21 protein-coding genes and 1 pseudogene are annotated in these 24116 nt (G+C 71.4%); 9 read left to right on the top strand and 13 right to left on the bottom strand.

The window, feature by feature from the left end:
- The 4 genes and pseudogenes from G6W55_RS33410 to G6W55_RS33395 form a co-directional block, all read left to right on the top strand.
- A pseudogene (locus tag G6W55_RS33410) lies at positions 1–1178 on the top strand (ATPase); the annotation flags it as partial.
- 10 nt (positions 1179–1188) lie between these two features.
- Complete coding sequence (locus G6W55_RS33405) at positions 1189–1602, top strand: roadblock/LC7 domain-containing protein (RefSeq protein ID WP_007384910.1); 414 nt, start codon at positions 1189–1191, stop codon at positions 1600–1602.
- Between the two features lie 95 nt (positions 1603–1697).
- On the top strand, positions 1698–2285 hold the full coding sequence (locus tag G6W55_RS33400) for a DUF742 domain-containing protein (protein WP_030793789.1): 588 nt from the start codon (positions 1698–1700) through the stop codon (positions 2283–2285).
- A complete protein-coding gene (locus G6W55_RS33395) occupies positions 2266–2847 on the top strand; it encodes an ATP/GTP-binding protein (protein ID WP_030793786.1) in 582 nt (193 codons plus the stop codon). The genes G6W55_RS33400 and G6W55_RS33395 overlap by 20 nt, the downstream gene beginning before the upstream one ends.
- A gap of 162 nt (positions 2848–3009) precedes the next feature.
- Here the strand turns inward: G6W55_RS33395 and G6W55_RS33390 are convergent, their stop codons facing one another.
- Positions 3010–3204, bottom strand: a complete 195-nt coding sequence (locus G6W55_RS33390) for an acyl-CoA carboxylase subunit epsilon (protein ID WP_030793782.1) — start codon at positions 3202–3204, stop codon at positions 3010–3012.
- Positions 3205–3261: 57 nt separating this feature from the next.
- Positions 3262–4854, bottom strand: coding sequence for an acyl-CoA carboxylase subunit beta (locus G6W55_RS33385; protein ID WP_175524438.1), 1593 nt, complete (start codon positions 4852–4854; stop codon positions 3262–3264).
- Positions 4855–5213: 359 nt separating this feature from the next.
- Between G6W55_RS33385 and G6W55_RS33380 the strand changes: the two genes are divergently transcribed.
- From G6W55_RS33380 to G6W55_RS33370, 3 genes are all read left to right on the top strand, one after another.
- Positions 5214–5828, top strand: coding sequence for a YceI family protein (locus G6W55_RS33380; protein WP_175524437.1), 615 nt, complete (start codon positions 5214–5216; stop codon positions 5826–5828).
- Between the two features lie 103 nt (positions 5829–5931).
- Entirely contained in the window at positions 5932–6570 is a 639-nt protein-coding gene (locus G6W55_RS33375; protein ID WP_175524436.1) for a hypothetical protein, read from the top strand.
- Positions 6571–6824: 254 nt separating this feature from the next.
- Complete coding sequence (locus G6W55_RS33370; RefSeq protein WP_175524435.1) at positions 6825–7607, top strand: serine protease; 783 nt, start codon at positions 6825–6827, stop codon at positions 7605–7607.
- Positions 7608–7685: 78 nt separating this feature from the next.
- On the opposite strand, the gene G6W55_RS33365 is transcribed toward G6W55_RS33370, so the two are convergent.
- Positions 7686–9050 (bottom strand): hypothetical protein, encoded by a 1365-nt coding sequence (locus G6W55_RS33365; RefSeq protein ID WP_175524434.1) that lies wholly within the window; start codon positions 9048–9050, stop codon positions 7686–7688.
- Positions 9051–9109: 59 nt separating this feature from the next.
- Positions 9110–12124, bottom strand: a complete 3015-nt coding sequence (locus G6W55_RS33360) for a glycoside hydrolase family 3 N-terminal domain-containing protein (protein WP_175524433.1) — start codon at positions 12122–12124, stop codon at positions 9110–9112.
- Between the two features lie 236 nt (positions 12125–12360).
- Between G6W55_RS33360 and G6W55_RS33355 the strand changes: the two genes are divergently transcribed.
- Complete coding sequence (locus G6W55_RS33355; RefSeq protein ID WP_175524432.1) at positions 12361–12978, top strand: GPP34 family phosphoprotein; 618 nt, start codon at positions 12361–12363, stop codon at positions 12976–12978.
- Between the two features lie 7 nt (positions 12979–12985).
- Here G6W55_RS33355 and cimA read toward each other — a convergent pair whose 3' ends face one another.
- The 5 genes from cimA to ureA form a co-directional block, all read right to left on the bottom strand.
- Positions 12986–14596, bottom strand: coding sequence for a citramalate synthase (gene cimA / locus G6W55_RS33350; protein WP_175524431.1), 1611 nt, complete (start codon positions 14594–14596; stop codon positions 12986–12988).
- 283 nt (positions 14597–14879) lie between these two features.
- Positions 14880–15476: a TetR/AcrR family transcriptional regulator gene (locus G6W55_RS33345; RefSeq protein ID WP_175524430.1), complete on the bottom strand. Its 597-nt coding sequence runs from the start codon at positions 15474–15476 to the stop codon at positions 14880–14882.
- Between the two features lie 30 nt (positions 15477–15506).
- Positions 15507–16580: an agmatine/peptidylarginine deiminase gene (locus G6W55_RS33340; protein WP_175524429.1), complete on the bottom strand. Its 1074-nt coding sequence runs from the start codon at positions 16578–16580 to the stop codon at positions 15507–15509.
- Between the two features lie 20 nt (positions 16581–16600).
- On the bottom strand, positions 16601–18310 hold the full coding sequence (locus tag G6W55_RS33335) for an urease subunit alpha (protein WP_175524428.1): 1710 nt from the start codon (positions 18308–18310) through the stop codon (positions 16601–16603).
- Positions 18307–19062, bottom strand: coding sequence for an urease subunit gamma (ureA, locus tag G6W55_RS33330; protein ID WP_175524427.1), 756 nt, complete (start codon positions 19060–19062; stop codon positions 18307–18309). The genes G6W55_RS33335 and ureA overlap by 4 nt, the downstream gene beginning before the upstream one ends.
- 149 nt (positions 19063–19211) lie before the next feature.
- Here ureA and G6W55_RS33325 point away from each other — a divergent pair, with 149 nt between their 5' ends.
- Complete coding sequence (locus tag G6W55_RS33325; protein WP_175524426.1) at positions 19212–20660, top strand: cytosine permease; 1449 nt, start codon at positions 19212–19214, stop codon at positions 20658–20660.
- Between the two features lie 27 nt (positions 20661–20687).
- On the opposite strand, the gene G6W55_RS33320 is transcribed toward G6W55_RS33325, so the two are convergent.
- From G6W55_RS33320 to G6W55_RS33310, 4 genes are all read right to left on the bottom strand, one after another.
- Positions 20688–21776 carry a branched-chain amino acid aminotransferase gene (locus G6W55_RS33320; protein WP_175524425.1) on the bottom strand — a complete coding sequence of 363 codons (1089 nt, stop codon included), beginning with the start codon at positions 21774–21776 and terminating at the stop codon, positions 20688–20690.
- Positions 21777–22025: 249 nt separating this feature from the next.
- Positions 22026–23069 (bottom strand): 3-isopropylmalate dehydrogenase, encoded by a 1044-nt coding sequence (locus G6W55_RS33315; protein WP_175524424.1) that lies wholly within the window; start codon positions 23067–23069, stop codon positions 22026–22028.
- A gap of 83 nt (positions 23070–23152) precedes the next feature.
- The gene (locus G6W55_RS39340) at positions 23153–23287 is read right to left on the bottom strand and encodes a hypothetical protein (protein ID WP_107419162.1); all 135 of its coding nucleotides are present in this window, start codon (positions 23285–23287) and stop codon (positions 23153–23155) included.
- 299 nt (positions 23288–23586) lie between these two features.
- A partial coding sequence (locus G6W55_RS33310) for an aldehyde dehydrogenase family protein (protein WP_175524423.1) occupies positions 23587–24116 on the bottom strand: 530 nt, incomplete at its 5' end.

The following is a 24116-nucleotide window of genomic DNA, read 5'->3' as shown; positions in this document are numbered from 1 at the left end:
AGGCCGGCACCACCTCGCTGGTCATGCTCCCGGACGCCATCACCCACGGTGGCGGCGGCGAGCACCAGCCCGAGCGCGACGAGTTCACCGTCTCGCAGATCATCCCGGAGCAGCACGTCCCGGGTGAGGACTTCAACAACGGTCTGCCGATGCGCACCGCCGCCGAGCTGGGCTTCGACGACAGTGCGTACGAGATTCCGGACGATCTGCGCGACCTGGACCCGGTCGGCCGTTCGCTGATGCGCGAGGAGCGCAGGGCGGCCCTGGACACCCAGAACGGCCAGCCGCAGCAGGGCCACGAGACCCCGTCGTACGACGACGGCTTCGACGCCGGTCAGCAGCAGGGCTTCGACCCCGCGCAGAACGGCTACGACGCGGCCCCGGGCGGGTACGCGGACGCCCCCACCTCCTACGAGGGCGCGGGCGGCCACCCGGCGTACGACGACCAGCAGCAGGCTCCGTACGAGGAGCAGCAGCGTCCGGCGTACGACGACCAGTACTTCGCGCCCAACGGCGGCTACCCGGACCCCGCGTATGCGGAACCGGTCCAGGAGGAGCGCGCTCCGGCGCACACCCCCGCCGGCGAGGGTTACTCGGGGTACGAGGAGCAGTCCTACCAGGACGACTGGCCGCAGCAGAACGGTTTCCAGAACGGCTACCCGGACCAGTACGCTCCGGAAGCGGAATCCGCCCGGCCCGCTGACGCGGGTGAGCGGGACCGCGTAGGCTTCGACCGGCCGGGACCGGCTTCCGCCGCCCCCCACACGATGACCGACGCCGGACTGCCCCGCCGTGGATCCCTCGGCGCGAGCGGTTCGAACGGCGCCGCACGGCCCGCGAACCGCGAGCCCGCGGCCCCCGCCGCGCAGGGCAACAGCGACAGCGGCTGGCAGTCGGCCAACGACACGCGCTGGCAGCAGGCGTCGGCGCTGAAGAAGCCGAAGGCGGGCGGGGTCACCTCCTCCGGTCTGCCGCGGCGCGTCCCCAAGGCCAATCTGGTCGAGGGAGCCGCCGAAAGCACCCCGCAGGGAGGCCCACAGGTCTCCCGCGCCCCGGAGGACGTCCGAGGCAGGTTGAGCAACCTGCGTCGGGGTGTCCAGCGCGGACGCAACGCAGGCAGCAGTGAAACGAACGGCCAGGGCCTCGGTCCTGACAGCACCTACAACCAGGAGCGTTAGTGTGAGCCCGATGAGCCAGGCGGCACAGAACCTGAACTGGTTGATCACCAACTTCGTGGACAACACCCCGGGGGTGTCCCACACGGTGGTGGTCTCCGCCGACGGACTCCTTCTGGCGATGTCCGAAGGCTTCCCCCGCGACCGCGCCGACCAGCTCGCGGCCGTCGCTTCCGGTCTGACGTCACTGACGGCGGGCGCCTCCCGGATCTTCGAGGGAGGCGCGGTGAACCAGACGGTCGTGGAGATGGAGCGGGGATTCCTCTTCATCATGTCCGTGTCCGACGGTTCCTCGCTCGCGGTACTTGCACACCCCGAGGCGGACATCGGCCTCATCGGCTACGAGATGGCCCTCCTGGTGGACCGAGCCGGCTCGGTTCTGACGCCCGACCTTCGTGCGGAGCTCCAAGGGAGCCTTCTCAACTAACTAACGGACGGTGCGTTTTGGCGTCCCGAGGCCGTAGGGTTTCGGGACGCGGCTCCACGTGATGGGTGCCAGGCACAGTCGGAGGAGGAGAGAAAGTGGCAACACCCCCAGGCGGTTCTAATTCGGGCAATTGGTCGTACGGCCCTGCCCAGGGCCAGGGCGACGGTTCCCAGAACCCGAACCGTTACAACTTCCCCTCCGCCCCCGGCCAGCAGCGGCCGTACTCGCCCCAGGGTCCGCAGGGTCCCGGGCCGTCCCCGTACGACCAGCCGCCGGCTCCGCGCATCCAGCCCGTGCAGCCGCACCGGCGCAGCCCCGAGGCGGCGCCCGCCGGAGCCTCGAACAACCCCCTGGTGCGTCCGTACGCCATGACCGGCGGCCGGACTCGCCCGCGCTACCAGCTCGCCATCGAGGCGCTGGTGCACACCACTGCGCAGCCGCACCAGATGCAGGGCCAACTGCCCGAGCATCAGCGGATCTGCAATCTGTGCCGTGAGATCAAGTCGGTGGCCGAGATCTCGGCCCTTCTGACCATCCCTCTCGGCGTGGCCAGGATCCTCGTCGCCGACTTGGCGGAGGCGGGCCTGGTCGCCATCCATCAGCCCGGCGGCGACGAGAACGCCGGCGGCCAGCCAGACGTGACACTGCTCGAAAGGGTGCTCAGTGGACTTCGCAAGCTCTAGCGGCGGTCCTTCCCGCTCCACCACCTCGGCGAAGATCGTGGTGGCGGGTGGCTTCGGCGTGGGCAAGACCACGTTCGTCGGGGCCGTTTCGGAGATCAACCCGCTGCGCACTGAGGCCGTGATGACTTCCGCTTCGGCGGGCATCGACGACCTCACCCACACCGGTGACAAGACGACCACCACGGTCGCCATGGACTTCGGCCGTATCACCCTGGACCAGGATCTGATCCTGTACCTGTTCGGTACGCCGGGCCAGGACCGTTTCTGGTTCATGTGGGACGACCTGGTGCGCGGCGCCATCGGCGCGATCGTCCTGGTGGACACGCGCCGGCTGGCGGACTGCTTCCCCGCGGTCGACTACTTCGAGAACTCCGGCCTGCCGTTCGTGATCGCCCTCAACGGCTTCGACGGCAACCAGCCGTACAACCCGGACGAGGTCCGTGAGGCCCTCCAGATCGGCCCGGACGCCCCGATCATCACGACGGACGCCCGCCACCGCGCGGACGCCAAGTCGGCGCTGATCACCCTGGTCGAGCACGCGCTGATGGCGCGGCTGCGGTAGTACGCCCGTGCCGAAAGGCCCCCGTCCCTCCCGGTGGAGGGGCGGGGGCCTTTCGCATGCCTCCCGCATGCCTCCCGCACTCCCGTACGGCCCGGGTACGCCGAAGGGGGCCCACCCGGGCGGGTGGGCCCCCTTCGGGGCCGTACAGGGGCTACAGGAGGCTCAGCGCCAACTGTGCGGGGCGCGGAAGCCGCCCTCGCGTTCCAGGCGGCGCCAGCCGGCCCTGGGGCGGCCGCGGTGGGCCAGGGCGGGCTCGGAGGGGCGGGCGGCGGCACGGGCCAGCAGGATCGCCGTGATGGCGGCGACCTCTTCGGGCTCGGCGTGGCCCTTCTCGACGCGGATGTCGGGAGTGCTCATGGGTGTCAGTCTCCGTGGATGAGGTTTCCGCAGGGGTACCGCGAGGGATCGGGCGGGTTACTGCGGAGGGTTGCCGTGCTTGCGCGACGGCAGGTCGGCGTGCTTGGACTGGAGCATCGCCAGCGAGCGGATGAGCACCTCGCGGGTCTCGGCGGGGTCGATGACGTCGTCGACCAGACCGCGTTCGGCCGCGTAGTACGGGTGCATCAGTTCGGACTTGTACTCCTTGACCATGCGGGCCCGCATGGCCTCGGGGTCCTCCGCCTCGGCGATCTGGCGCCGGAAGATGACGTTGGCGGCACCTTCGGCGCCCATCACGGCGATCTCGTTGGTCGGCCAGGCGTAGGTGAGGTCGGCGCCGATGGACTGGCTGTCCATGACGATGTACGCACCGCCGTACGCCTTGCGCAGGATCAGCGAGATCCGGGGCACGGTCGCGTTGCAGTAGGCGTAGAGGAGCTTCGCGCCGTGGCGGATGATTCCACCGTGCTCCTGGTCCACGCCGGGCAGGAAGCCGGGTACGTCCAGAAGAGTGACGATCGGGATGTTGAAGGCGTCGCACATCGTGACGAAGCGCGCGGCCTTCTCCGACGCCTCGATGTCGAGCACGCCGGCCACCGACTGGGGCTGGTTGGCGATGATGCCGACGACCTGGCCGTCCAGCCGGGCCAGCGCGCAGATGATGTTGCGGGCCCAGCGCTCGTGGACCTCCAGGTACTCGCCGTCGTCGACGATCTCCTCGATGACCTTGGTCATGTCGTACGGACGGTTGCCGTCGGCCGGGACCAGGTCGAGCAGGACGTCGCCGCGGCGGTCGGCCGGGTCGCCCGACTCGACGCGCGGCGGGTTCTCGCGGTTGTTCTGCGGGAGCAGCGACAGGAGGTAGCGCACCTCCGCGATGCAGGTCTCCTCGTCGTCGTACGCGAAGTGGCAGACGCCGGAGGTCTCGGCGTGCACGTCGGCGCCGCCCAGGCCGTTCTGGGAGATCTCCTCGCCGGTGACCGCCTTGACGACGTCCGGGCCGGTGATGAACATCTGCGAGGTCTCGCGGACCATGAAGACGAAGTCCGTGAGGGCGGGGCTGTAGGCCGCGCCGCCCGCGCAGGGGCCGAGCATCACGGAGATCTGCGGGATCACGCCGGACGCCTTGGTGTTGCGCTGGAAGATGCCGCCGTAGCCGGCGAGGGCGGAGACGCCCTCCTGGATCCGGGCGCCGGCGCCGTCGTTCAGGGAGACCAGCGGGGCGCCGGCCGCGATGGCCATGTCCATGATCTTGTGGATCTTGGTGGCGTGGGCCTCGCCGAGGGCGCCGCCGAAGATCCGGAAGTCATGGGCGTAGACGAAGACCGTGCGGCCCTCGACCGTGCCCCAGCCGGTGATGACACCGTCGGTGAAGGGCTTCTTGGCCTCCAGGCCGAAGCCGGACGCGCGGTGCCGGCGAAGCTGCTCGACCTCGCGGAAGGACCCCGGGTCCAGGAGCAGCTCGATGCGCTCCCGGGCGGTGAGCTTGCCCTTGGCGTGCTGCGCCTGGGTGGCCTTCTCGCTCGGGCCGGCCAGAGCCTGCGCACGGATCTCGTGCAGTTCGGCCACGCGGCCTCGCGCGTCCGTGGGCTCGGTCGACTCGCCCGTCGTCTCTTCCAAAACGGTCATGTAGTGACCTTACGAAGCCGACCAAGGAAAGCGAGACGTCGACTCCGTACAGTCTCCGGCGCGTTTTCCTGGTACCCCTGAACAGAACCCGGGGCGCGTGCAGGCGTTCCGACTGCTCAGGGGGGCCGGGCGTTGTGGGGGTCCGACAAAGGGCGGGGTGAGATCCCCTTCACATCCGGGATCGGCCGAGGGGGTGACGGGCCGTCGGCGACACCTCCGCCGCAGATGTTGAACATTGAACGGAATAGGTCTAGGGTCGTGCTCGTTGGAGGTCGTTGAGAGTTAAACATCATGGCTCTCGACCGGCTCTCCCGACAGCCGGATCCTCACCACCCGCCCGTCCCCAAGGAGCACACGTCATGGGTATCTTCGGCCGCAAGAACGACACCGAGACCGCCACCGCGACCGCCGACGCCGTCGCCGTGAACCCGGAGCTGGCCGCCCTGACCGGCGAGTACACGATCGACCCGTCCCACTCCTCGCTCGGTTTCGTCGCGCGTCACGCCATGGTCACCAACGTCAAGGGCAAATTCCTGGACTTCAGCGGCTCGCTGCACCTCGACGGCACGGACCCGTCCCGCTCCACCGCCTCGCTCGACGTCACGATGGACAGCATCGACACCGGCTCGGCGGACCGCGACGGCCACCTCAAGAGCGCGGACTTCTTCAAGACCGACGAGTTCCCGACGATGACGTTCCGCTCCACCTCCGCCGAGGCGCTGGGCGGGGACGACTACCGCATCACCGGTGACCTCTCGATCCTCGGCGTCACCCGGCCGCTCACCATCGACCTCGAGTTCAACGGCTCCGCCAAGGACCCGTTCGGCAACGAGCGCGTCGGTTTCGAGGGCAAGGCCGAGCTGCTGCGCTCCGAGTGGGGCCTCACCTGGAACGCGGCGCTGGAGACGGGCGGCGTTCTCGTCTCGGACAAGATCAAGCTGAACTTCGACATTTCGGCGATCAAGAACGCCTGATGATTCGTCCCGAATCTGTCTGATTCGCTGCGGTTACGGCAATAAAGGGCCGGAAGTGATCAACTTCCGGCCCTTTGCTGTGATCTGTGCCACAGTCACGGACATGAGCACCAGGACAGGGCCCCAGAAGTACCCGGGGGCGAACCGGGACCACTGGTACCAGACGCGGTTCGGCGGTGACCGTATGGAGGTCAACGTCGTCGTTCTGCACACGACGGAAGGCCGGTCGCTGCCCGACTACCAGGGCGGCGCGGTCGCGCCCAACCTCACGGCGGTGCCGGATCTCGCCGCCCGCAAGCTGAAGTGGTACCAGCACTTCGACATCGACATCTCCTCACGGGCGCTCGCCAATCTGCGCGGCGGCGTCGAGACGAACACCCTCAACGTCTGTCAGGTCGAACTCGTGGGCACCTGCGCCCCCGAGACCCACACCAAGTGGAAGACGGGCGACAAGTCCCACGTCTACTGGCCGAAGGCCCCCGAGTGGGCGCTGCGCGAGGTCGCGAGCTTCCTGGCGTGGGCCCACCTCCACCACGACGTCCCGCTGCGCGGCCCCGCCCTGTGGCCCGCCTACCCCAAGTCCTACGGCAACGGCGGCGGCCAGCGCATGAGCTTCTCCCGCTGGAACTCCTTCCGGGGCGTCTGCGGCCACATGCACGTCCCGGAGAACCTCCACGGCGACCCCGGCGCGATCGACTTCGACACCCTGATCGGCTACGCCAAGTCGGCAGCCCAGGACTGACCCCGCCCCCTCCGACCCCGCCGCCTGGGTGCTCGTCGCCTCCTACCGGAACCTGCCCGGGCGGCTGTCCCCCCGCGATGGCCGCTTGGCCGACTCGGTGTAGTGGGGTTGGCCGAATAGGGGGTCTTGTGCCGCGGGTCACAGGGTTTTCATAATCCAGCCACAGGCTTGACCTGGCCATGCCAGAACCTTCCCACGGGTTCCGGAGTGACATGGGCATGTCATGAATACCCCCCACACACGGAGGCAGCACCATGAAGAAACTGCTCACCGCGCTCAAGAGACTCGCGGCCGCCGGCGCCACCGCGCTCGCCGTCGCCAGCCTCCAGCCGGTCTCGGCCGCGCACGCGGCCCCCGCGCCCGTCATCGGCGGCAGCCAGGCGTCGCAGGGCGAGTTCCCGTTCATGGTCCGCCTCTCGATGGGCTGCGGCGGCGCGCTCTACACCCAGCAGATCGTGCTCACCGCCGCGCACTGCGTGGGCAGCACCGGCGCGAACACCAGCATCACCGCCACCGCCGGTGTCGTGGACCTCCAGTCCACCAGCGGCCGGGTCCAGGTCCGCTCCACGTACGTCTACCGGGCCCCCGGCTACAACGGCAACGGCAAGGACTGGGCGCTGATCAAGCTCGCGCAGCCCATCAACCTGCCGACGCTGAAGATCGCGACCACCACGCAGTACAACACCGGCACGTTCACCGTCGCCGGATGGGGCGCGGCCCGCGAGGGCGGCGCGCAGCAGCGGTACCTGCTGAAGGCGAGCGTGCCGTTCATCAGTGACGCCACCTGTCGCACGTACAGCGGCTACAGCGGGCTCATCGCGAGCGACGAGATCTGCGCCGGGTACGCGTCCGGCGGCGTCGACACCTGCCAGGGCGACTCGGGCGGCCCGATGTTCCGCCGGGACGCGAACAACGCCTGGATCCAGGTCGGCATCGTGAGCTGGGGCATAGGCTGCGCCCGGCCCAACGCGCCCGGCGTCTACTCCGAGGTGTCCACCTTCGCCTCGGCGATCGCCTCCGCGGCCTCGTCTCTCTGACGCTCCGCGTACCCCAGCACCCCGTGAGGGCCCGGTACCGCGCCGGGCCCTCACCGGCGTCCGGAAGCCCCTCCGACGTCAGAAGCCCCCTCCGAAGTCCCCTCCCCCGCCGAAGTCCCCGCCCCCGAACCCGCCGCCGTCGCCGCCGCCGAAGCCTCCGAAGTCGCCCGGGTCGAAGTCGGCCCCGGAGACGTCACCGCCCTCGTACCCGCCGAAGTCGCCGTAGCCGGAGCCGTAGTCGGACGCGTAGGCCGGGGCGGACATCATGCCGCCGAGCATCGTGCCGATGAGCAGGCCGGGCAGCAGGCCGCCGCCGAAGTAGCCGCCGGCCCAGGGGCCGTAGGCCGGGCCCGCCTCCCAGTAGGGGCGGCGGCCGTAGTCGCTGTCGACCTCGCGGACGGCCGGGTCGCGCCCCTCCTTCAGCCGGCCGGCGTCCGCCGCGCAGACCGGGACCTCGCGCGGGGAGCCGCCCGGCGGGGTCCACTCGGCGTCGGCGACGGACGGCCCGTGACGGGGGTCGAAGAAGCAGGGCGGGCGGCGTTCGGGCAGCGGGCGGCCCTCGCGGCGGGCGGCCAGCAGGGCCAGTGAGAAGCGGCCGTCCTCCAGCGCCTCGGTGACCGGCCGGACGTCCTCGGGGCGGGCCGCCGCCGCCATCGCCGACTTGGCCCGGTCGTAGGCGTCCAGGGCGCGTTCGTAGTCGCCGCGCATCGCGTCGTCGGCGCCGGGCTCGGCCGGGTGGAAGTCCAGCCGGTCCAGCTCCTCGCCGAAGGCCGTGATGTCCTCGTCCACGACGACCCGCAGCCGGTCGAGCGCCGCGCGCTGCTCCTCCTCGTGCCGTTTCCGGTTGCGCCGCACCACGGTGTAGGCGCCCGCGCCGCCCGCGACCAGGACCACGCCCGCGGTGATCAGCGCGCTGGTCGACACCCCGCCGCCCCCGCCGGACGAACCCCAGCTCGCGGGCGCCGACCCGCCCATGTTGGCCAGCGCCCGGTCGGTGAAGTCGTCGAGCTGGGTCTTGACGTCGTCCTCGCCCTGGACGCTGGTGACCAGATTGCGGACCGCCGTGCGCGAGAGGACGGAGGCGTCGGCGCGGGCGTCGAAGCGGTCGCCGAGCCGGATCGCGTAGAGGCCGGTGACTCCGGTGGCGGTGCGCAGGTCGGTGAAGAGGTCCTCGGTCGGGTAACCGGCCGGCAGGACCGCGACGAACAGCGGCTTGTCGGCCTTCTCGATGCGCTCCTGGAGGGCGTGTGCGTCCGCCTGGGAGAGCAGCCCCGACGCCTCCGGGTCGACGTAGACCGGGCTCTCGCGCAGCGCCCGGGCGATCGTGGAGACGTCGGTCGCCGCGTCGGCGCGTGGGGCGAACACCGCCAGCACGGCCAGGGCGGCGAGCACGAGCGCGGCCACGAGGGAGAGGGGGCTCCGGGCCGACGGTACGACCTTCATACCTCGAAACTACCCGAAGCCCCCCAAACCGGTCACCGGTGTGGAGCAGGACGGCAGGCTCAGGCCGCCCGGTACGCCTCCGTCAGCTTCTCCACCGCCGCCCCGTACCGGCCGGTCAGCAGCAGATGCTCGGCGTCGGCGAAGGGGGCCGCGACCCGTGCCGTGATCCGGCCGCCGGTCTTCTGCTGGACGATCAGCCGGGCCTTGGTGACCAGGGCGCGCCCCACCGTGTCGGCGTCGGCGCGCTCGGCCGCCCGGGCCGCGACGCCGAGCGCCTTCAGCGTGGCCGTACCGCCCTTCGGCACTTGGGTCAGGGTCGTCAGACCCCAGCCGTACGGGTACTGCGGGTCGTAGGCCGCGTCCCCGACGTTGATCGGGAGCTGGGCCTCGGAGCGGGGCCAGGTGACGGGGAGCTGTCCGGTGAAGGCGCGCCGGCCGTAGAGCACGTCGGCCACGCCCGCGCCCTCGGTGCCCGGCAGCCAGCTCGCGACCAGGGCGTCGATCGCCCCGAGCCGGTCGCCGACGAGCTGCGGCCGTCCGGAGACGACCAGCACCACGCACTTCACGGCCGCGCACACCGTGTCCACGGCCGTGCGGTCGGCGGCGCTCAGTTCCAGGTCGTGGCCGTTGCCGACATCGCCGACGCCCTCGGCGTAGGGGGTCTCGCCGACCACGACCACGCCGACGTCCTGGCCGGTCAGCGGCGCGGAGGCGTCCTTGGAATAGGTGACGGCGCCGCCCGCCGCGCGGATGCCCTCCAGGATCGTGGTGCCGGGGGTGATGGCGCCGGACGCGCCCTGCCAGGTGATGGTCCAGCCGCCGGTCTGGTTGCCGATGTCGTCGGCGTTGGAGCCGGCCACGTAGACCTTCTGGTTCTTCCTCAACGGCAGGACGCCGCCGTCGTTCTTCAGCAGGACCTGGGAGGCGGCGGCCGCCTGGCGGGCCACGTCGCGGTGGGCGGCGGAGCCGATGCGGGAGGCGCCGCCGGTGTCGGCGTAGGGCCGCTCGAAGAGGCCGAGGCGGAACTTCTGGGTGAGGATGCGGGAGACCGCGTCGTCGAGCCGCCGTTCGCTGACGCGTCCGGCCTTCACCTCGGCGACCAGGGCCGCGCTGAACTCCTTGTAGCTGTAGGGGACCATCATCATGTCGACGCCGGCGTTGACGGCGGTACGGACCTGGGTGGCGTAGTCGCCGGGCAGTTGGTCGATGGCGTTCCAGTCGCTGATCACGAAGCCGTCGAAGCCCATCCGGCCCTTGAGGACGCCGTTGATCAGGTCGGCGCGGGCGTGCATCTTGACCGGGCCGCGGCCGTCACCGGCGAGGTCGAGGGAGGAGTACGACGGCATGACCGTGCCGACGCCCCGGTCGACCGCGTCCTGGTACGGCGCCAGGTGGACGGCCTCCAGTTGGCGCCGGGTGACCTCGGTGACGCCCTGGTCGATGGTGTAGCTGCCGGTGGTGGAGGAGCCGTAGGTGGTGCCGCCGTCGCCGACGAAGTGCTTGGCGGTGGCGAGGACCTTGTCGCCGTCCTTGAGGTCGCGGCCGTCGCGGGCGCCCTGGAGGCCCTGGATCACCGTCTCCATGGACTTCACCAGCGCCGGGTCCTCACCGAACGCCTCGTAGGAGCGGCCCCAGCGTTCGTCGCGGGTGACGCACAGGCAGGGGGCGAAGTCCCAGGGGACGCCGGTGGCGCGGACCTCGGCTGCGGTCACCTCGGCGGTGCGCCGGGCCAGTCGGGGATCGCGGGTCGCGCCGATGCCGATGTTGTGCGGCATGACCGTGGCGCCGGCGAGGTTGTTGTGGCCGTGCACCGCGTCCACGCCGTAGATCAGCGGGATCTGGAAGCGGGTCGCCTGGGCCCGGAGCTGGAAGCCGTCGATCATCCTGGCCCAGCCGGCCGCGGTGTTGGGTGTCGGGGTGGAGCCGCCGCCGGACAGCAGGGAGCCGAGGCCGTAGCCGGCGATGTCCGCGGGGGCGGTGATCGCGCCGCGCTCGGCCTGGGTGGCCTGGCCGGCCTTCTCCGCCACGGACATCCGGGACAGCAGGTCCTTCACGCGCTGCTTCACCGGCAACTTGGCGTTCAGGTACGGCAGTCCGTGCGCGTCGACGACGATCTGCGGGGTCTCGGCGGGCGGGGCGGCGCCGGTGACGGTCAGTTTCAGGGGGACGGTCTCGGCGGCCTCGGCGGTGCGGTCCTTGACGGTCGGGACCTTGATCGTGCGGACGGTGCCGGAGGCGGTGCCCGCGGGGAAGGTGATCGTGCCGGAGACCGGGGTGTAGTCGGCGCCCGCGGACGCGGTGCCGCCGCCGGTCTCGTAGGCGACGGTCACCGGCCGGTCGACGGGGGCCGCGCCGGTGGTGGTGAGGGTGACGCGGACGGCGGCGGAGGCGCCCTCCTTGACGGGGTACACGGCGGCGTCGGTGGTGACGGAGGCGCGCCGTGTCTGGTCGGCGCCGCCGTACAGTTCGACGCCGTCCATGGCGAACTCGCCCGGCTCGCCGGTGGGGAGGGTGACGGCGTAGCCCCACATGGCGGTCAGTCCGAGGACCTGGTCGATGCCGCCGACGGGCTGGTAGTCGGTGCGGTAGACGAAGTCGGAGAACGGGATCTCGACGTGCTTCCAGCCGGTGAAGTCGTCGGTGAAGGACGTCGTCCACAGCTCGGACGCCTCGCCGTGGGCGCCGCCGTCCTTGATCTCGAAGTTGATCTTCTTGCCGGTGTTCCGGCCCTCCCACCAGAAGCGGATCCCGCGGTGGGCGGACCAGTCGTGGGCGGGTTCGGTCGCGGCGTAGTCGTGGGTGAAGCCGCCCCAGCCGCTGATGGCGTAGGTGCCGGCGAGGACCTTCTGCCCCTCGGGGGCGTCGGGCCGCTCGGCGAGGCGCAGCGTGGGCGGGTCGTCGGCGTCGCCGCCCCAGGTGAAGATGCCCTCGGCGGGCTGGGCGGCGAAGGGCACCTCGCCCTCGAAGCGGTCGACGGGGGTGGGCGCGGGATCCTCGGCGGCGGCTCGGGAGGCGGCCGGGGTGAGCAGGGCGGCGAACAGGGCGGTGGAGACGAGCAGGGCCGTTCTCGACATGGACCGATGCCTGTGCATAGACCTTCCCTACGGCTCGTGGGTCTCGGGTCTCTGAGGTGCAGGGCGCTGGTTCACTGAGGTGCGGGGCGCTGGTTCACTCGGACGCGCACGGTTCACTCATGACTTAGATCATGTCGTGAGTTAACTGGCGTCTCGTGGACACGTCAAGATGTCCCGTTCGGACGACCCGGACCCGTGCCTGGTGCACCATGGGGGAAAACGATCGGGAGTGCGCCATGACCACAGCACGTGACCTGTTGTTCGTCTCCCTGGACGTGCCGTCCGGCCGGCCCGTCGAGCGCGGGGACCTGTCGCTCGCGCTGGCGGGGGCCGAGCTGGTCGACCTGCTGGCCGCCGGGGCCGCCTCGCTGGACGGCGACCGTGTCGTGCCGGTGCCGGGCGCCGCCGTCGGCGACGGTTCGCTGGAGGAGGCCGGTGCGGCGCTCGTCCGGCAGGAGCCGTACGAGTCCGTCGAGGACTGGCTGTGGCGCCGGGGCGACGGACTGGCCGCCGCGTACGCCGCCGGCCTGGAGGCCGAGGAGCGGTCCGGGCGGCCCCGCCGCTCCTGGCTGGCGCGGGGCCGGGCGGACACCTCCGCGTCCGTGCAACCGTCGGCGGAGGCGGAGGAGCGGCGGCAGGCGGCCGACCGCTGGACGGCCCGGGAGCCCGTCCTCGTCGGGCTCGCGGCCGCCCTCGGCATCCCCGAGGAGACGGCCGGCGAGCCCGAGGGACTCGCCGACGACACCGAGGCCGTCCTGGCCGCGGTGAACGGCGCGCTGACCGAGCTGGAGGCGGTGCGCCAGCGGCGCCGGATCGAGGACGCCGCCTTCGACAACGTGTGGCGGGCCCCCTGAGGGGTGCCTACTCGGCCGGGGTGACGCCCGCCCGCAGCAGACCGTAGGTGTACGCGTCCTCCAGGGCCTGCCAGGACGCGGCGATGACGTTCTCGGCGACGCCGACCGTCGACCACTCCCCCGCCCCGTCCGTCGTGGAGATCAGGACGCGGGTGGTGGACTGGGTGCCGTGGACGCCTTCGAGGATGCGGACCTTGTAGTCCACCAGCTCGAGCTTGGCGAGCTGCGGGTAGATCTTCTCCAGGGCGACGCGCAGCGCCCGGTCGAGGGCGTTGACCGGGCCGTTGCCCTCCGCCGTGGCGACGATCCGCTCGCCCTTGGCCCACAGCTTCACCGTCGCCTCGTTGGCGTGGGTGCCGTCGGGGCGGTCCTCGACGATGGCCCGCCAGGACTCGACGTCGAAGTACTTCAGCGGACGGCCCTCGACCTCGGCGCGCAGCAGCAGTTCGAAGGAGGCGTCGGCCGCTTCGTACGTATAGCCCTTGAGTTCGCGTTCCTTGACGCGCTCCACGACCCGGCCGACGAGTTCGCGGTCGCCGCCGAGGTCGACACCGAGTTCCTTGCCCTTCAGCTCGACCGAGGCGCGGCCCGCCATGTCGGAGACCAGCATCCGCATGGTGTTGCCGACCTGCTCGGGGTCGATGTGCTGGTAGAGGTCCGGGTCGACCTTGATGGCGGAGGCGTGCAGACCGGCCTTGTGGGCGAAGGCGGAGACACCCACATAGGGCTGGTGGGTGGAGGGCGTGAGGTTGACGACCTCGGCGATCGCGTGCGAGATCCGGGTCATCTCGCGCAGCCGGCCCTCGGGCAGCACCTGCTTGCCGTACTTCAGCTCCAGGGCGGCGACGACCGGGAAGAGGTTGGCGTTGCCGACGCGCTCGCCGTAGCCGTTCGCCGTGCACTGGACGTGGGTCGCGCCCGCGTCCACCGCGGCGAGGGTGTTGGCGACCGCGCAGCCGGTGTCGTCCTGGGCGTGGATGCCGAGCCGGGCGCCGGTGTCGGCGAGGACCGTGGAGACGACCGCCTGCACCTGGGCGGGGAGCATGCCGCCGTTGGTGTCGCACAGGATGACGACGTCCGCGCCGGCCTCGGACGCGGTGCGCACCACGGCCTTGGCGTACTCGGGGTTGGCGCGGTAGCCGTCGAAGAAGTGCTCGCAGTCGACGAACACCCGGCGGCCCTGCGCGCGCAGATGGGAGACGGTGTCCCGGACCATCTCCAGGTTCTCGTCCAGGGTGGTGCGCAGGGCGAGTTCCACATGGCGGTCGTGGGACTTGGCGACCAGGGTGACGACCGGCGCGCCGGACTCCAGGAGCGCCTTGACCTGAGGATCCTCGGACGCCTTCGCACCGGGCCTGCGGGTGGCGCCGAAGGCCACCAGCTTGGCGTGCTTGAAGTCGATCTCCTGCCGGGCGCGGGCGAAGAACTCGGTGTCCCGCGGGTTGGCGCCGGGCCAGCCGCCCTCGATGAAGCCGACGCCGAAGTCGTCCAGGTGCCGTGCGATCGCGAGCTTGTCGGCGACGGTGAGGTTGATGCCCTCCCGCTGGGCGCCGTCGCGCAGGGTGGTGTCGAAGACGTGGAACGAGTCGTCGAGTTCGCTGGTTGCCGTCTCGGTCATGGTCTCAAGGCTCCTGTTGTGGATCTTCGGTCTTACCGGAATGACCGGCTCCACCGTCCCCATGGTCCCTCGTGCGCTCGCTCCCGGCTGCGGATGGGCCAGAAAAGCGAAAAACCCCTCGCGGGTGCGAGAGGTCTGCGCGCGGGTCGAGGACGACGGTGGCCACCCGTACCTGGTCGTACGTGGTGGTCACTGCGGACCGGCGCGCCTGCTGCCAATAATCGTGGCGAACGAGAGCACGGGGGAAGTCTGGCACAGGCCGCCCGGGTGCTCACGGAGTGTCTCAGGATGCGAGCAGTGCGGTATCGAGAAACTCCCGGACGTGAGTGAGCGCCTGTTCCCGTCCGGTGCCGCGCAGGCCGATCGCCACATGGATGGAGAGGCCGTCGAGCAGGGCGCGCAGCCGGGTGGCGAAGCGGTCGGCGTCGACGGGGCGGAACTCGCCGCGCGAGATGCCCTCGGCGAGCAGGGCGACCAGGTCGCGGTGCCAGGCGCCCTCGATGGCGGCCTGCCGGTCGCGGGCGGTGTCGTCGGCGTTCCGCGAACGGGTCCAGACCTCCAGCCAGAGCGTCCAGTGCGGGTCGCGGTGGCCGTCGGGGACGTACAGGCCGACGTAGGCGTCGAGCCGTTCGCGGGCGGAGCCCCCGCGGGTGAGCAGCCGGGAGCGCTCGGCGCCCAGGCGGCCCTCGCTCCACTCCAGGGCCTGGAGCAGGAGTTCGTCCTTCGAGTGGAAGTAGTAGAGGAGATGGCCGCTGCTCATGCCGACCTCGCGGCCGAGCGCCGCCATCGTCAGCTTCTCCAGACCGCGTTCGGCGATCATCGCCATGGCGGCGGCGAGGACCTCCTCACGCGGCGGGGCGTTCCGGCGCGCACCGGCCATCCGCTGTACTCCTCGATCGTCCGGATCCCTCTAGATCCTCGGCTGCTGCTGGGTGATGCAGTGGATGCCACCACCGCCGGAGAAGATCGTACGGGCGTCGACCAGGGTCACCGTCCGCTCGGGGAACAGCCGGCGGAAGATGCCCGCGGCGGTCTCGTCCCGGGGGTCGTCGAAGCCGCAGAGCACGACTCCGCCGTTGCACAGGTAGTGGTTGATGTAGGAGTAGTCGGCCCAGTGCCCGTCGGCCTCCAGGACGGTGGGGGCCGGGACCTCCACGACCTCCAGACGGCGGCCGCGGGCGTCGGTCTGCGCCTTCAGCAGGCCGATGACCTCGCGGCTCACCTCGTGGTCGGGGTGGGCGGGGTCGGGCTGGGAGTGGGCGACGACGACACCGGGGCGGGCGAACGCGGCGACGATGTCGACATGGCCGAGGGTGCCGAACCCGTACGGGGGGTAGTCGCCGGTGAGGCCACGGGGCAGCCAGATCGCCTTGCGGGTGCCGAGCATGGCGTGGATCTCGGCCTCGACCTCCGCGCGCGTCCAGCCGGGGTTGCGCTCGGGACCGAGCTGGACCGTCTCGGTCAGCAGGACCGTGCCCTCGCCGTCGACATGGATCGCGCCGCCCTCGTTCACCAGCTTCGAGGCGTACGTCCGGGCCCCGGCGAGATCGGCGACATGCGCGGCGATCTTCGCGTCGTGCTCCCAGCGGGCCCACTCCTGGGCGCCCCAGCCGTTGAACGTCCAGTCGACGGCGGCCAGTTCACGGCCGTTCGTGAGGAAGGTGGGCCCGATGTCGCGCATCCAGGCGTCGTCCAGGTCGCGTTCGACGGTGTCGACGCCCGGTCCGAGCATGCTCTGCGCCTCCGCCGACCGGCCGGGCCCGCACACCACCGTCACCGGCTCGAAGCGCAGGACGGCACGGGCCACGGAGGCCCAGGCCATCCGGGCGGCGATGAGGTCGTCCCGGTCGTCGAAGGTGGGGTTGGGGCCGGGCCAGGCCATCCAGGTGCGGGCGTGCGGGGTCCACTCGGCGGGCATGCGGAAACCGGCGGCGGCGGGGGTGGCCGCGGCGGGTGTCGTCTGCGGGCTCGTGTCAGGCGTCATGTCCGGTGTCCTTGGCGGCGTCAGAGGAAGTACAGGCGGTTGAGGGAGACGGAGTCGGCCGGTGCGGAGCGCAGGGGTTCCCCGTCGAGGGTGACGAGCCCGCTGCGTCCGTCCACGTCGACCGCTCCGGTACGGGAGTTGAGGCGCAGGTCGGCCGGTCCGATCCCGCGGGTGCCGCGCACGGCGACCCTGCGGCGGCGGGTCGGCATCCGGTCATCGCCCTGGTCGAGCGCGGCCCGGGACACGAACGCCACGGAGAGATCGGCGGGGGTGGCGCCGTAGGACCCGAACTGCGGCCCCAGGACGAGGGGTTCGCAGGTGTCGGTGGCCGCGTTGGGGTCGCCGACCACGCCGTAGGCCGGGAAGCCGGACTTGAGCACCAACTGCGGTTTGGCGCCGAAGTATTCGGGACGCCACAGCACGATGTCGGCGAGCTTGCCGGTCTCGATCGACCCGATCTCGTGCGAAAGCCCGTGCGCGATCGCGGGGTTGACGGTGAGTTTCGCGATGTACCGCAGGACGCGTTCGTTGTCATGGTCCTCGGGCGCGCCGAACTCGGCCTTCATCTTCCCGGCCATGGCGAAGGTGCGGCGGACGGTCTCGCCCGCGCGGCCCATGCCCTGGGCGTCGGAGGAGGTGATGCCGATGGCGCCCAGGTCGTGCAGGACGTCCTCGGCGCCCATGGTGCCGGCGCGGATGCGATCGCGGGCCATGGCGGCGTCGCCGGGCAGATCGGTCTTGAGGTCGTGGACGGAGACGATCATGCCGTAGTGCTCGGCGACGGCGTCCCGGCCGAAGGGCAGGGTGGGGTTGGTGGAGGAGCCGATGACGTTCGGGACCCCGGCCATCTTCAGCACGTTGGGCACGTGGCCGCCGCCGCAGCCCTCGATGTGGAAGGCGTGGATGGTCCGCCCCTCCAGCACCCGCAAGGTGTCCTCGACCGACAGGCACTCGTTCAACCCGTCGCTGTGCAGGGCCACTTGGACGTCGTGCTCCTCGGCGACCCGCAGGGCGGTGTCCAGGGCGCGGGTGTGGGCGCCCATGTCCTCGTGCACCTTGAACCCGGACGCGCCGCCCTCGGCGAGCGCCTCCACGAGCGGGGCCGGGTCGGAGGACGAACCCCGGGCCAGGAAGCCGATGTTGACGGGCCAGGCGTCGAAGGCGTTGAACGCGTGCCGCAGCGCCCAGGGCGAGTTGACGCCGACGCCCCACACCGGGCCGAACTCCTGCCCGATGACCGTGGTCACCCCGGAGGCGAGGGACGCCTCCATGATCCGCGGGGACAGCAGATGCACATGGGTGTCGACGGCCCCGGCGGTGGCGATCAGCCCCTCGCCGGACACAATGGACGTACCGGTGCCCACGACGACGTCGACACCGTCGAGGGTGTCGGGGTTGCCGGCCCGGCCGATGGCGTGGATCCGCCCCTCGCGGATGCCGATGGACACCTTCCGCACGCCCAGCACGGCGTCGATCACGACGACATTGCTGATCACGACGTCACAGGTGTCGCGGACCGCGGCGGCCTTGAGGTGCAGTCCGTCGCGGGCGGTCTTGCCGAACCCGGCGAGGAACTCGTCGCCGGGCCGCTGGGAGTCGGACTCCACGCGGATCACCAGGCCCGAGTCGCCGAGGCGGATCCGGTCGCCGGCCCGCGGGCCGTGGGTGGCGGCGTACTCGTGCGGGGTGAGACGGCGGGCCTCGGCGGGGTGCCCTCCGGGACGGCTCATCGGTCGGCCTCCTGCTCAGGGATCTCCCGCTCAGGGCTCTCCTGCTCCGGGCTGTCCGGTACGCCGAGATAGCCGCACGCGGCCGCGCGGCGCAGTGCCTCCGCGCGGGCGCCGGGCGCGTCCAGCGGTCCGTCGACGAGTCCGGCGAAGCCGACGGCGACCCGGGCGCCGCCGATCGGCAGCAGGCCGATCTCCAGCGACTCCCCCGGCCCGAACCGCACCGACGACCCGGCGGGCACGGCGAGCCGCATCCCGTAGGCGGCCGGGCGGTCGAAGTCCAGGCGGGGGTTGGCCTCGAAGAAGTGGAAGTGGGAGGTGACGGAGACGGGCACGGCGGCGGTGTTGGTGACGGTCACCCGGACAGCGGGCTCCGGCTCACCGAACCCGGCGTCCTCGGGCGAGTCCTCGGCCCGCGGCAGCAGCGCGCCCGGCGCCCGGTCGCCCAGGCCGCCCGCGATCGGGGCGGAGACGACCGCGAGCCGGGAGCCGTCGTCGAAGACGGCCTCGACATGGACCTCGGTGACGACGTCCGCGACACCGGGCAGGACGTCGTCCGGCCCGAGGACCGAGCGGGCGCGCTCGATCGCCTCCGCGAGCCGGGCGCCGTCGCGGGCGGCCTCGCAGACGGTGTCGGCGATGAGGGCGGTGGCCTCCGGCACGTTCAGCCGCAGGCCCCGGGCGCGGCGGGCGCGGGCCAGCTCGGCGGCGCCGAAGAGCAGCAGCCGGTCGCGTTCGGTGGGGGTCAGTCTCACGTCGTGGCACCTCCTTGCGTTCCCTGGACTTAGAGCATCACTCTAAACGCGAGATTCATGCAACCGAAACGTTGACGGACCAACTTCGACTGCGTCACATTGAACGCCGCTCAAACATTCTGTCAGGCGGCCGTCGAAGGAGACCAGCCATGCCGATCGAACAGCACGGGGTCGACACCATCCCGGAAGGGGAACGGACCAGCGGGCCCAGGGACCTCGTCTCGATCCTGCTCGGCTCCAACCTCTGCCTCGGCGTGATCATCTTCGGCTGGCTGCCGCCGTCCTTCGGGCTCGGCTGGTGGGCGTCGGTCTCCTCGGTCGTGGTGGGCACGCTCGTCGGCACGCTGTTCACCGCCCCGCTCGCCCTGGTCTCGCTGCGCACCGCGACCAACCTCTCCACCTCCTCCGGCGCCCAGTTCGGGGTGCGCGGACGGCTGGTCGGCTCGGTGGTGGGCCTGCTGCTCGCCCTCGGCTACACCGCCCTGACCGTGTGGATCGGCGGGGACGTGATGGTGAGCGTGCTCGGCCGGCTCTTCGGACTGGAGGCGAGCGGAGCGGCGTACGGGATCGTCTACGGGCTGCTCGCGGCGGCGACGGTGGCGGGCGCGGTGTACGGCTACCGGGTGCTGCTCGCCATGTCCCGGGTGCTGGCCGTCGGCATGATGGCGCTGCTGGTCGTCGGCGTGGTCGCGTACGCCCCGCACTTCACGACCGGGGCGCTGCCGGAGGCGGGCGGATATCTGCTCGACGGGTTCTGGCCGACCTGGCTGCTGGCGACGGTGGCCGCGGGACTGTCCGGGCCGGTCGCCTTCATCACCCTGCTGGGCGACTACACCCGCTACATCTCCCCTGCCCGGTACTCCTCGCGCCGGGTCCTGCACGCCACCTGGCTGGGCCTGACCGCCGGACTGCTCGTGCCGCAGCTCTTCGGCACCTTCACGGCGTACGCGGCCCGGGCGGCGACGGACTACGCGGGCCCGCTGGTGGACGCCGCGCCCGGCTGGTACCTGGTGCCGCTGCTGCTGGCGGCCTCCGCGGGCTCGGTCGGCAACGCCGGTCTGATGCTGTACTCCATGGGCCTGGACCTGGACGCGATCCTGCCGCGCGCCTCCCGGGCGCGGGCCACGTACGCGGTCGCCGTCGTCGCCACGGCCTGTGTGTTCGTGGGGCACTACGCCTCGGACGCGCAGTCCGCCATGACGTCGTTCGTGCTGCTGCTGACGGCGATCGGCACCCCGTGGGCGGTGATCACCCTGATCGGCTTCGTCCGCTGCCGCGGGGTCTACGACGCCGACGCCCTCCAGGTCTTCAACCGCCGCTCCCGGGGCGGGATCTACTGGTACCGGTCCGGCTGGAACGTCCGCGCGACCGTCTCCTGGGCGCTGGGCGCCGCGGTCGGCCTGGCCGCCGTCTCCCTGCCGTCCTACGAGGGTCCGCTGCTGTCCCTGACCGGCGGGGTGGACTGCAGCTTCCTGCTGTCGGGCACGGTCGGCGGTCTGCTGTACCTCGCGCCGAGCCGGGGACCGGCGCCGGCCGTGGCGGAGGGCGAGCCGGGGACGGCCGACCGGGGCGCCTCCCAGGAGAGCGCCCCGGTGTGAGCGGGGTCCCGGCGCCGACGCTCCGGGTCAGCCGAGCGGGTGCATCCAGCCGTGGGTGTCGGCGGCCGTGCCGCGCTGGATGTCCAGCAGGGCCTGGCGCAGCCGCAGCGTGACCTCGCCGGGCTCGCCGCCGGACTGCTGCCACTCGGCGCCGGTGCGCTTGACCGTGCCGACCGGGGTGATCACGGCGGCGGTGCCGCAGGCGAAGACCTCGGTGAGGGAGCCGTCGGCGGAGTCGCGCTGCCACTGGTCGACGGAGATCCGGCCCTCCTCGGCCTCGTAGCCCAGGTCGCGGGCGACGGTGAGGAGGCTGTCGCGGGTGACGCCCTCCAGGATGGAGCCGGTCAGCGACGGGGTGATGATCTTGTTGCCGTACACGAAGTACAGGTTCATGCCGCCGAGTTCCTCGACCCAGGTGCGCTCGACCGCGTCGAGGTAGCAGACCTGGGCGCAGCCCTGCTCGGCGGCCTCGGCCTGGGCGAGGAGGGAGGCCGCGTAGTTGCCGCCGGTCTTGGCGTCGCCCATGCCGCCGGGGACGGCGCGGACGTGGTCCTCGGAGACCCAGATGGAGACCGGCTTGACGCCGCCGGGGAAGTAGGCGCCGGCCGGGGAGGCGATCACCAGGAAGAGGTACTCGTTGGCCGGCTTCACGCCGAGCCCGACCTCGGTCGCGATCATGAAGGGGCGCAGGTAGAGGGACTCCTCGCCGCCGTGCGCCGGCACCCAGTCCTTGTCCTGGGCGACGAGCGCGTCACAGGCCGCGATGAACGTCTCGACCGGCAGCTCGGGCATGGCGAGCCGGCGGGCGGACGCCTGGAAGCGCTTCGCGTTGCGGTCCGGGCGGAAGGTGGCGACCGAGCCGTCGGGGCGGCGGTACGCCTTCAGGCCCTCGAAGATCTCCTGGGCGTAGTGCAGGACGGTGGTGGCCGGGTCCAGCGGGATCGGCGCGTACGGGACGAGCTGGCCGTCGTGCCAGCCGCGGCCCTCGGTCCACTTGATCGTCACCATGTGGTCGGTGAAGTGGCGGCCGAACCCGGGGTTCGCCAGGATCGCGTCCCGCTCGGCGGTGGCGAGGGGGCTGGCGGAGGGCTTGAGCTCGATCGTGGGCGTCGTCATGAGTGGTTGTCCTTCACCGGTTGTAGTGACGGGCCGCGCTCACGTCCACCCGGCCGGTGGCCTGTGCCAGGACGTCCGAGCATTCCCTCACTCCGCGGCTCCGCGTTCGATTATCGCAAGCGGGAACCGTGGAAGAAAACGGCGTGAATGCGACCCAGGGGATGATGGTGGCACCCGGCGGGGGACAGGGGAAAGCCGCCGGGTGCGGATGCGACCCGGCGGCTTCGAGGTGTGTGCGAGCGGCGCGGATCAGCCGGCTACTCGTACGGCGAGCGCGTCGCCGATCTCGGACGTGCTGCGGGCGGGCTTGCCGGTGCGCTCCGCGAGGTCGGCGGAGACGGCCTCCTCGATCCGCGCGGCCTCGGCGTCGTAGCCCAGATGGCGCAGGAGGAGGGCGACGGACAGGACCGTGGCGCTGGGGTCGGCCTTGCCCTGGCCGGCGATGTCGGGCGCGGAGCCGTGCACGGGCTCGAACATCGACGGGAACGCGCCGGAGGGGTTGATGTTGCCGCTCGCGGCGACGCCGATGCCGCCGGAGACGGCCGCGGCGAGGTCGGTGATGATGTCGCCGAAGAGGTTGTCGGTGACGATCACGTCGAAGCGGGCGGGGTCGGTGACGAGGTAGATCGTCGCCGCGTCGACATGGATGTAGTCGGTGGTGACCTCGGGGAACTCCTCGGCCACCTTGTTGAAGACGTTCGTCCACAGGTGTCCGGCGAAGGTCAGCACGTTGTTCTTGTGGACGAGCGTGAGCTTCTTGCGCGGGCGGGCCTGGGCGCGGGCGAAGGCGTCACGGACGACGCGCTCGACACCGAAGGCCGTGTTCACGGAGACCTCGGTGGCGACCTCGTGCTCGGTGCCCTTGCGGATGGTGCCGCCGTTGCCCGTGTAGGGGCCCTCGGTGCCCTCGCGGACCACGACGAAGTCGATGCTCGGCTCGCCGGCCAGCGGGGTGGCGACCCCCGGAAGGAGCTTCGAGGGGCGCAGGTTGACGTGGTGGTCGAAGGCGAAGCGGAGCTTGAGCAGGAAGCCGCGCTCCAGGACGCCGGAGGGGACCGACGGGTCGCCGATGGCGCCCAGCAGGATCGCGTCGTGCCGCTTCAGCGCGTCGAGGTCGGCGTCGGTGAGGGTCTCACCGGTGTCGTGGTAGCGCTTGGCGCCGAAGTCGTACTGCTCGGTCTCCAGCTTCACATCCTGCGGAAGGACGGCGGAGAGGACCTTCAGACCTTCGGCCACGACCTCCTGGCCGATGCCGTCACCGGGAATCACTGCGAGATTGATGCTGCGAGACATGCGGGAACCCTACTCCTCGTCCCAGGTGATGACACGGACTGTCCGCCATACGGACGAGGAGGCGGGACTCCGAGGCGGGCGGCCTACAGGTGGCCGGTCTCGCCGCCGTTGTCGCGGCGGTCGAGGGCGCGCTGGAGCGCGGCGGCGGCGTTCTTGCGGTCGGACTCGCTCGTGCGGGAGGTGTGGCGGACTCGGCGGCGGACGGTCGTCTCGGCCATGGGAAATCGACTCCTTCGAAGACCAGGGAGTGCGGAAATGGGATTGCGAGACGCCGGTGGGCGGGGAGCACGGCCGCAGGGGTTGCCTGCACGGGCCGGCTCTCGACCGCCATTCGCTTGATCGAGCGAGACGTTCGGCTCCTACAAAACTAAGGGAGGAGCACGCGCCTGTCTCCACAGTTACTCGGACTTCCTACTATCTGAGACGGGCGGGGGAAACGGGCATGGGAAAGGGCCGGGCCCGTGAGGGGGCCCGGCCCTGCTCCCAGGGGGGGAGGACGGGGGGTACCGCGGGGGTGTCAGCCCATGTGGGGGTACGTGTAGTCGGTCGGGGCGACCAGCGTCTCCTTGATGGCGCGGGTCAGCGTCCAGCGCAGCAGGTTCTGCGGGGCGCCGGCCTTGTCGTCGGTGCCGGAGGCGCGGCCGCCGCCGAAGGGCTGCTGGCCGACGACGGCACCGGTGGACTTGTCATTGATGTAGAAGTTGCCGGCCGCGTAGCGCAGCTTCTCCATCGTGTACGCGGTCGCGGCGCGGTCGTTGGAGATGACCGAGCCCGTCAGGGCGTAGTCGGACACCGACTCCATCTGGGTCAGCATCGCGTCGTAGGCGTCGTCCTCGTAGACGTGCACGGCGAGGATCGGGCCGAAGTACTCGGTGGTGAACACCTCGTTCTCCGGGTCGGTGCACTCGACGACCGTCGGACGGACGAACCAGCCGACCGAGTCGTCGTAGCTGCCGCCCGCGACGATCGTGCACGTCGGGTCGGCCTCGGCTCGGTCGATGGCGGCCTTGTTCTTGGCGAAGGACCGCTCGTCGATGACGGCGCCGA

The organism is Streptomyces sp. CAI-85, from assembly GCF_013363615.1.
GTDB classification, from domain to species: Bacteria; Actinomycetota; Actinomycetes; order Streptomycetales; family Streptomycetaceae; genus Streptomyces; species Streptomyces antibioticus_B.
The sequence above is the reverse complement of the archived record's forward strand: the minus strand, read 5'-3'. Positions and strand labels throughout refer to the sequence as shown.

What these genes read in the sequence shown, in the direction of transcription:
- G6W55_RS33405 (WP_007384910.1), top strand. Translation starts at nt 1,189, where the DNA reads ATGAGCCAGGCGGCACAGAACCTGAACTGGTTGATCACCAACTTCGTG.
- G6W55_RS33390 (WP_030793782.1), bottom strand. Translation starts at nt 3,204, where the DNA reads ATGAGCACTCCCGACATCCGCGTCGAGAAGGGCCACGCCGAGCCCGAA.
- G6W55_RS33385 (WP_175524438.1), bottom strand. Translation starts at nt 4,854, where the DNA reads ATGACCGTTTTGGAAGAGACGACGGGCGAGTCGACCGAGCCCACGGAC.
- G6W55_RS33380 (WP_175524437.1), top strand. Translation starts at nt 5,214, where the DNA reads ATGGGTATCTTCGGCCGCAAGAACGACACCGAGACCGCCACCGCGACC.
- G6W55_RS33375 (WP_175524436.1), top strand. Translation starts at nt 5,932, where the DNA reads ATGAGCACCAGGACAGGGCCCCAGAAGTACCCGGGGGCGAACCGGGAC.
- G6W55_RS33370 (WP_175524435.1), top strand. Translation starts at nt 6,825, where the DNA reads ATGAAGAAACTGCTCACCGCGCTCAAGAGACTCGCGGCCGCCGGCGCC.
- G6W55_RS33365 (WP_175524434.1), bottom strand. Translation starts at nt 9,050, where the DNA reads ATGAAGGTCGTACCGTCGGCCCGGAGCCCCCTCTCCCTCGTGGCCGCG.
- G6W55_RS33360 (WP_175524433.1), bottom strand. Translation starts at nt 12,124, where the DNA reads ATGTCGAGAACGGCCCTGCTCGTCTCCACCGCCCTGTTCGCCGCCCTG.
- G6W55_RS33355 (WP_175524432.1), top strand. Translation starts at nt 12,361, where the DNA reads ATGACCACAGCACGTGACCTGTTGTTCGTCTCCCTGGACGTGCCGTCC.
- cimA (WP_175524431.1), bottom strand. Translation starts at nt 14,596, where the DNA reads ATGACCGAGACGGCAACCAGCGAACTCGACGACTCGTTCCACGTCTTC.
- G6W55_RS33345 (WP_175524430.1), bottom strand. Translation starts at nt 15,476, where the DNA reads ATGGCCGGTGCGCGCCGGAACGCCCCGCCGCGTGAGGAGGTCCTCGCC.
- G6W55_RS33340 (WP_175524429.1), bottom strand. Translation starts at nt 16,580, where the DNA reads ATGACGCCTGACACGAGCCCGCAGACGACACCCGCCGCGGCCACCCCC.
- G6W55_RS33335 (WP_175524428.1), bottom strand. Translation starts at nt 18,310, where the DNA reads ATGAGCCGTCCCGGAGGGCACCCCGCCGAGGCCCGCCGTCTCACCCCG.
- G6W55_RS33325 (WP_175524426.1), top strand. Translation starts at nt 19,212, where the DNA reads ATGCCGATCGAACAGCACGGGGTCGACACCATCCCGGAAGGGGAACGG.
- G6W55_RS33320 (WP_175524425.1), bottom strand. Translation starts at nt 21,776, where the DNA reads ATGACGACGCCCACGATCGAGCTCAAGCCCTCCGCCAGCCCCCTCGCC.
- G6W55_RS33315 (WP_175524424.1), bottom strand. Translation starts at nt 23,069, where the DNA reads ATGTCTCGCAGCATCAATCTCGCAGTGATTCCCGGTGACGGCATCGGC.
- G6W55_RS39340 (WP_107419162.1), bottom strand. Translation starts at nt 23,287, where the DNA reads ATGGCCGAGACGACCGTCCGCCGCCGAGTCCGCCACACCTCCCGCACG.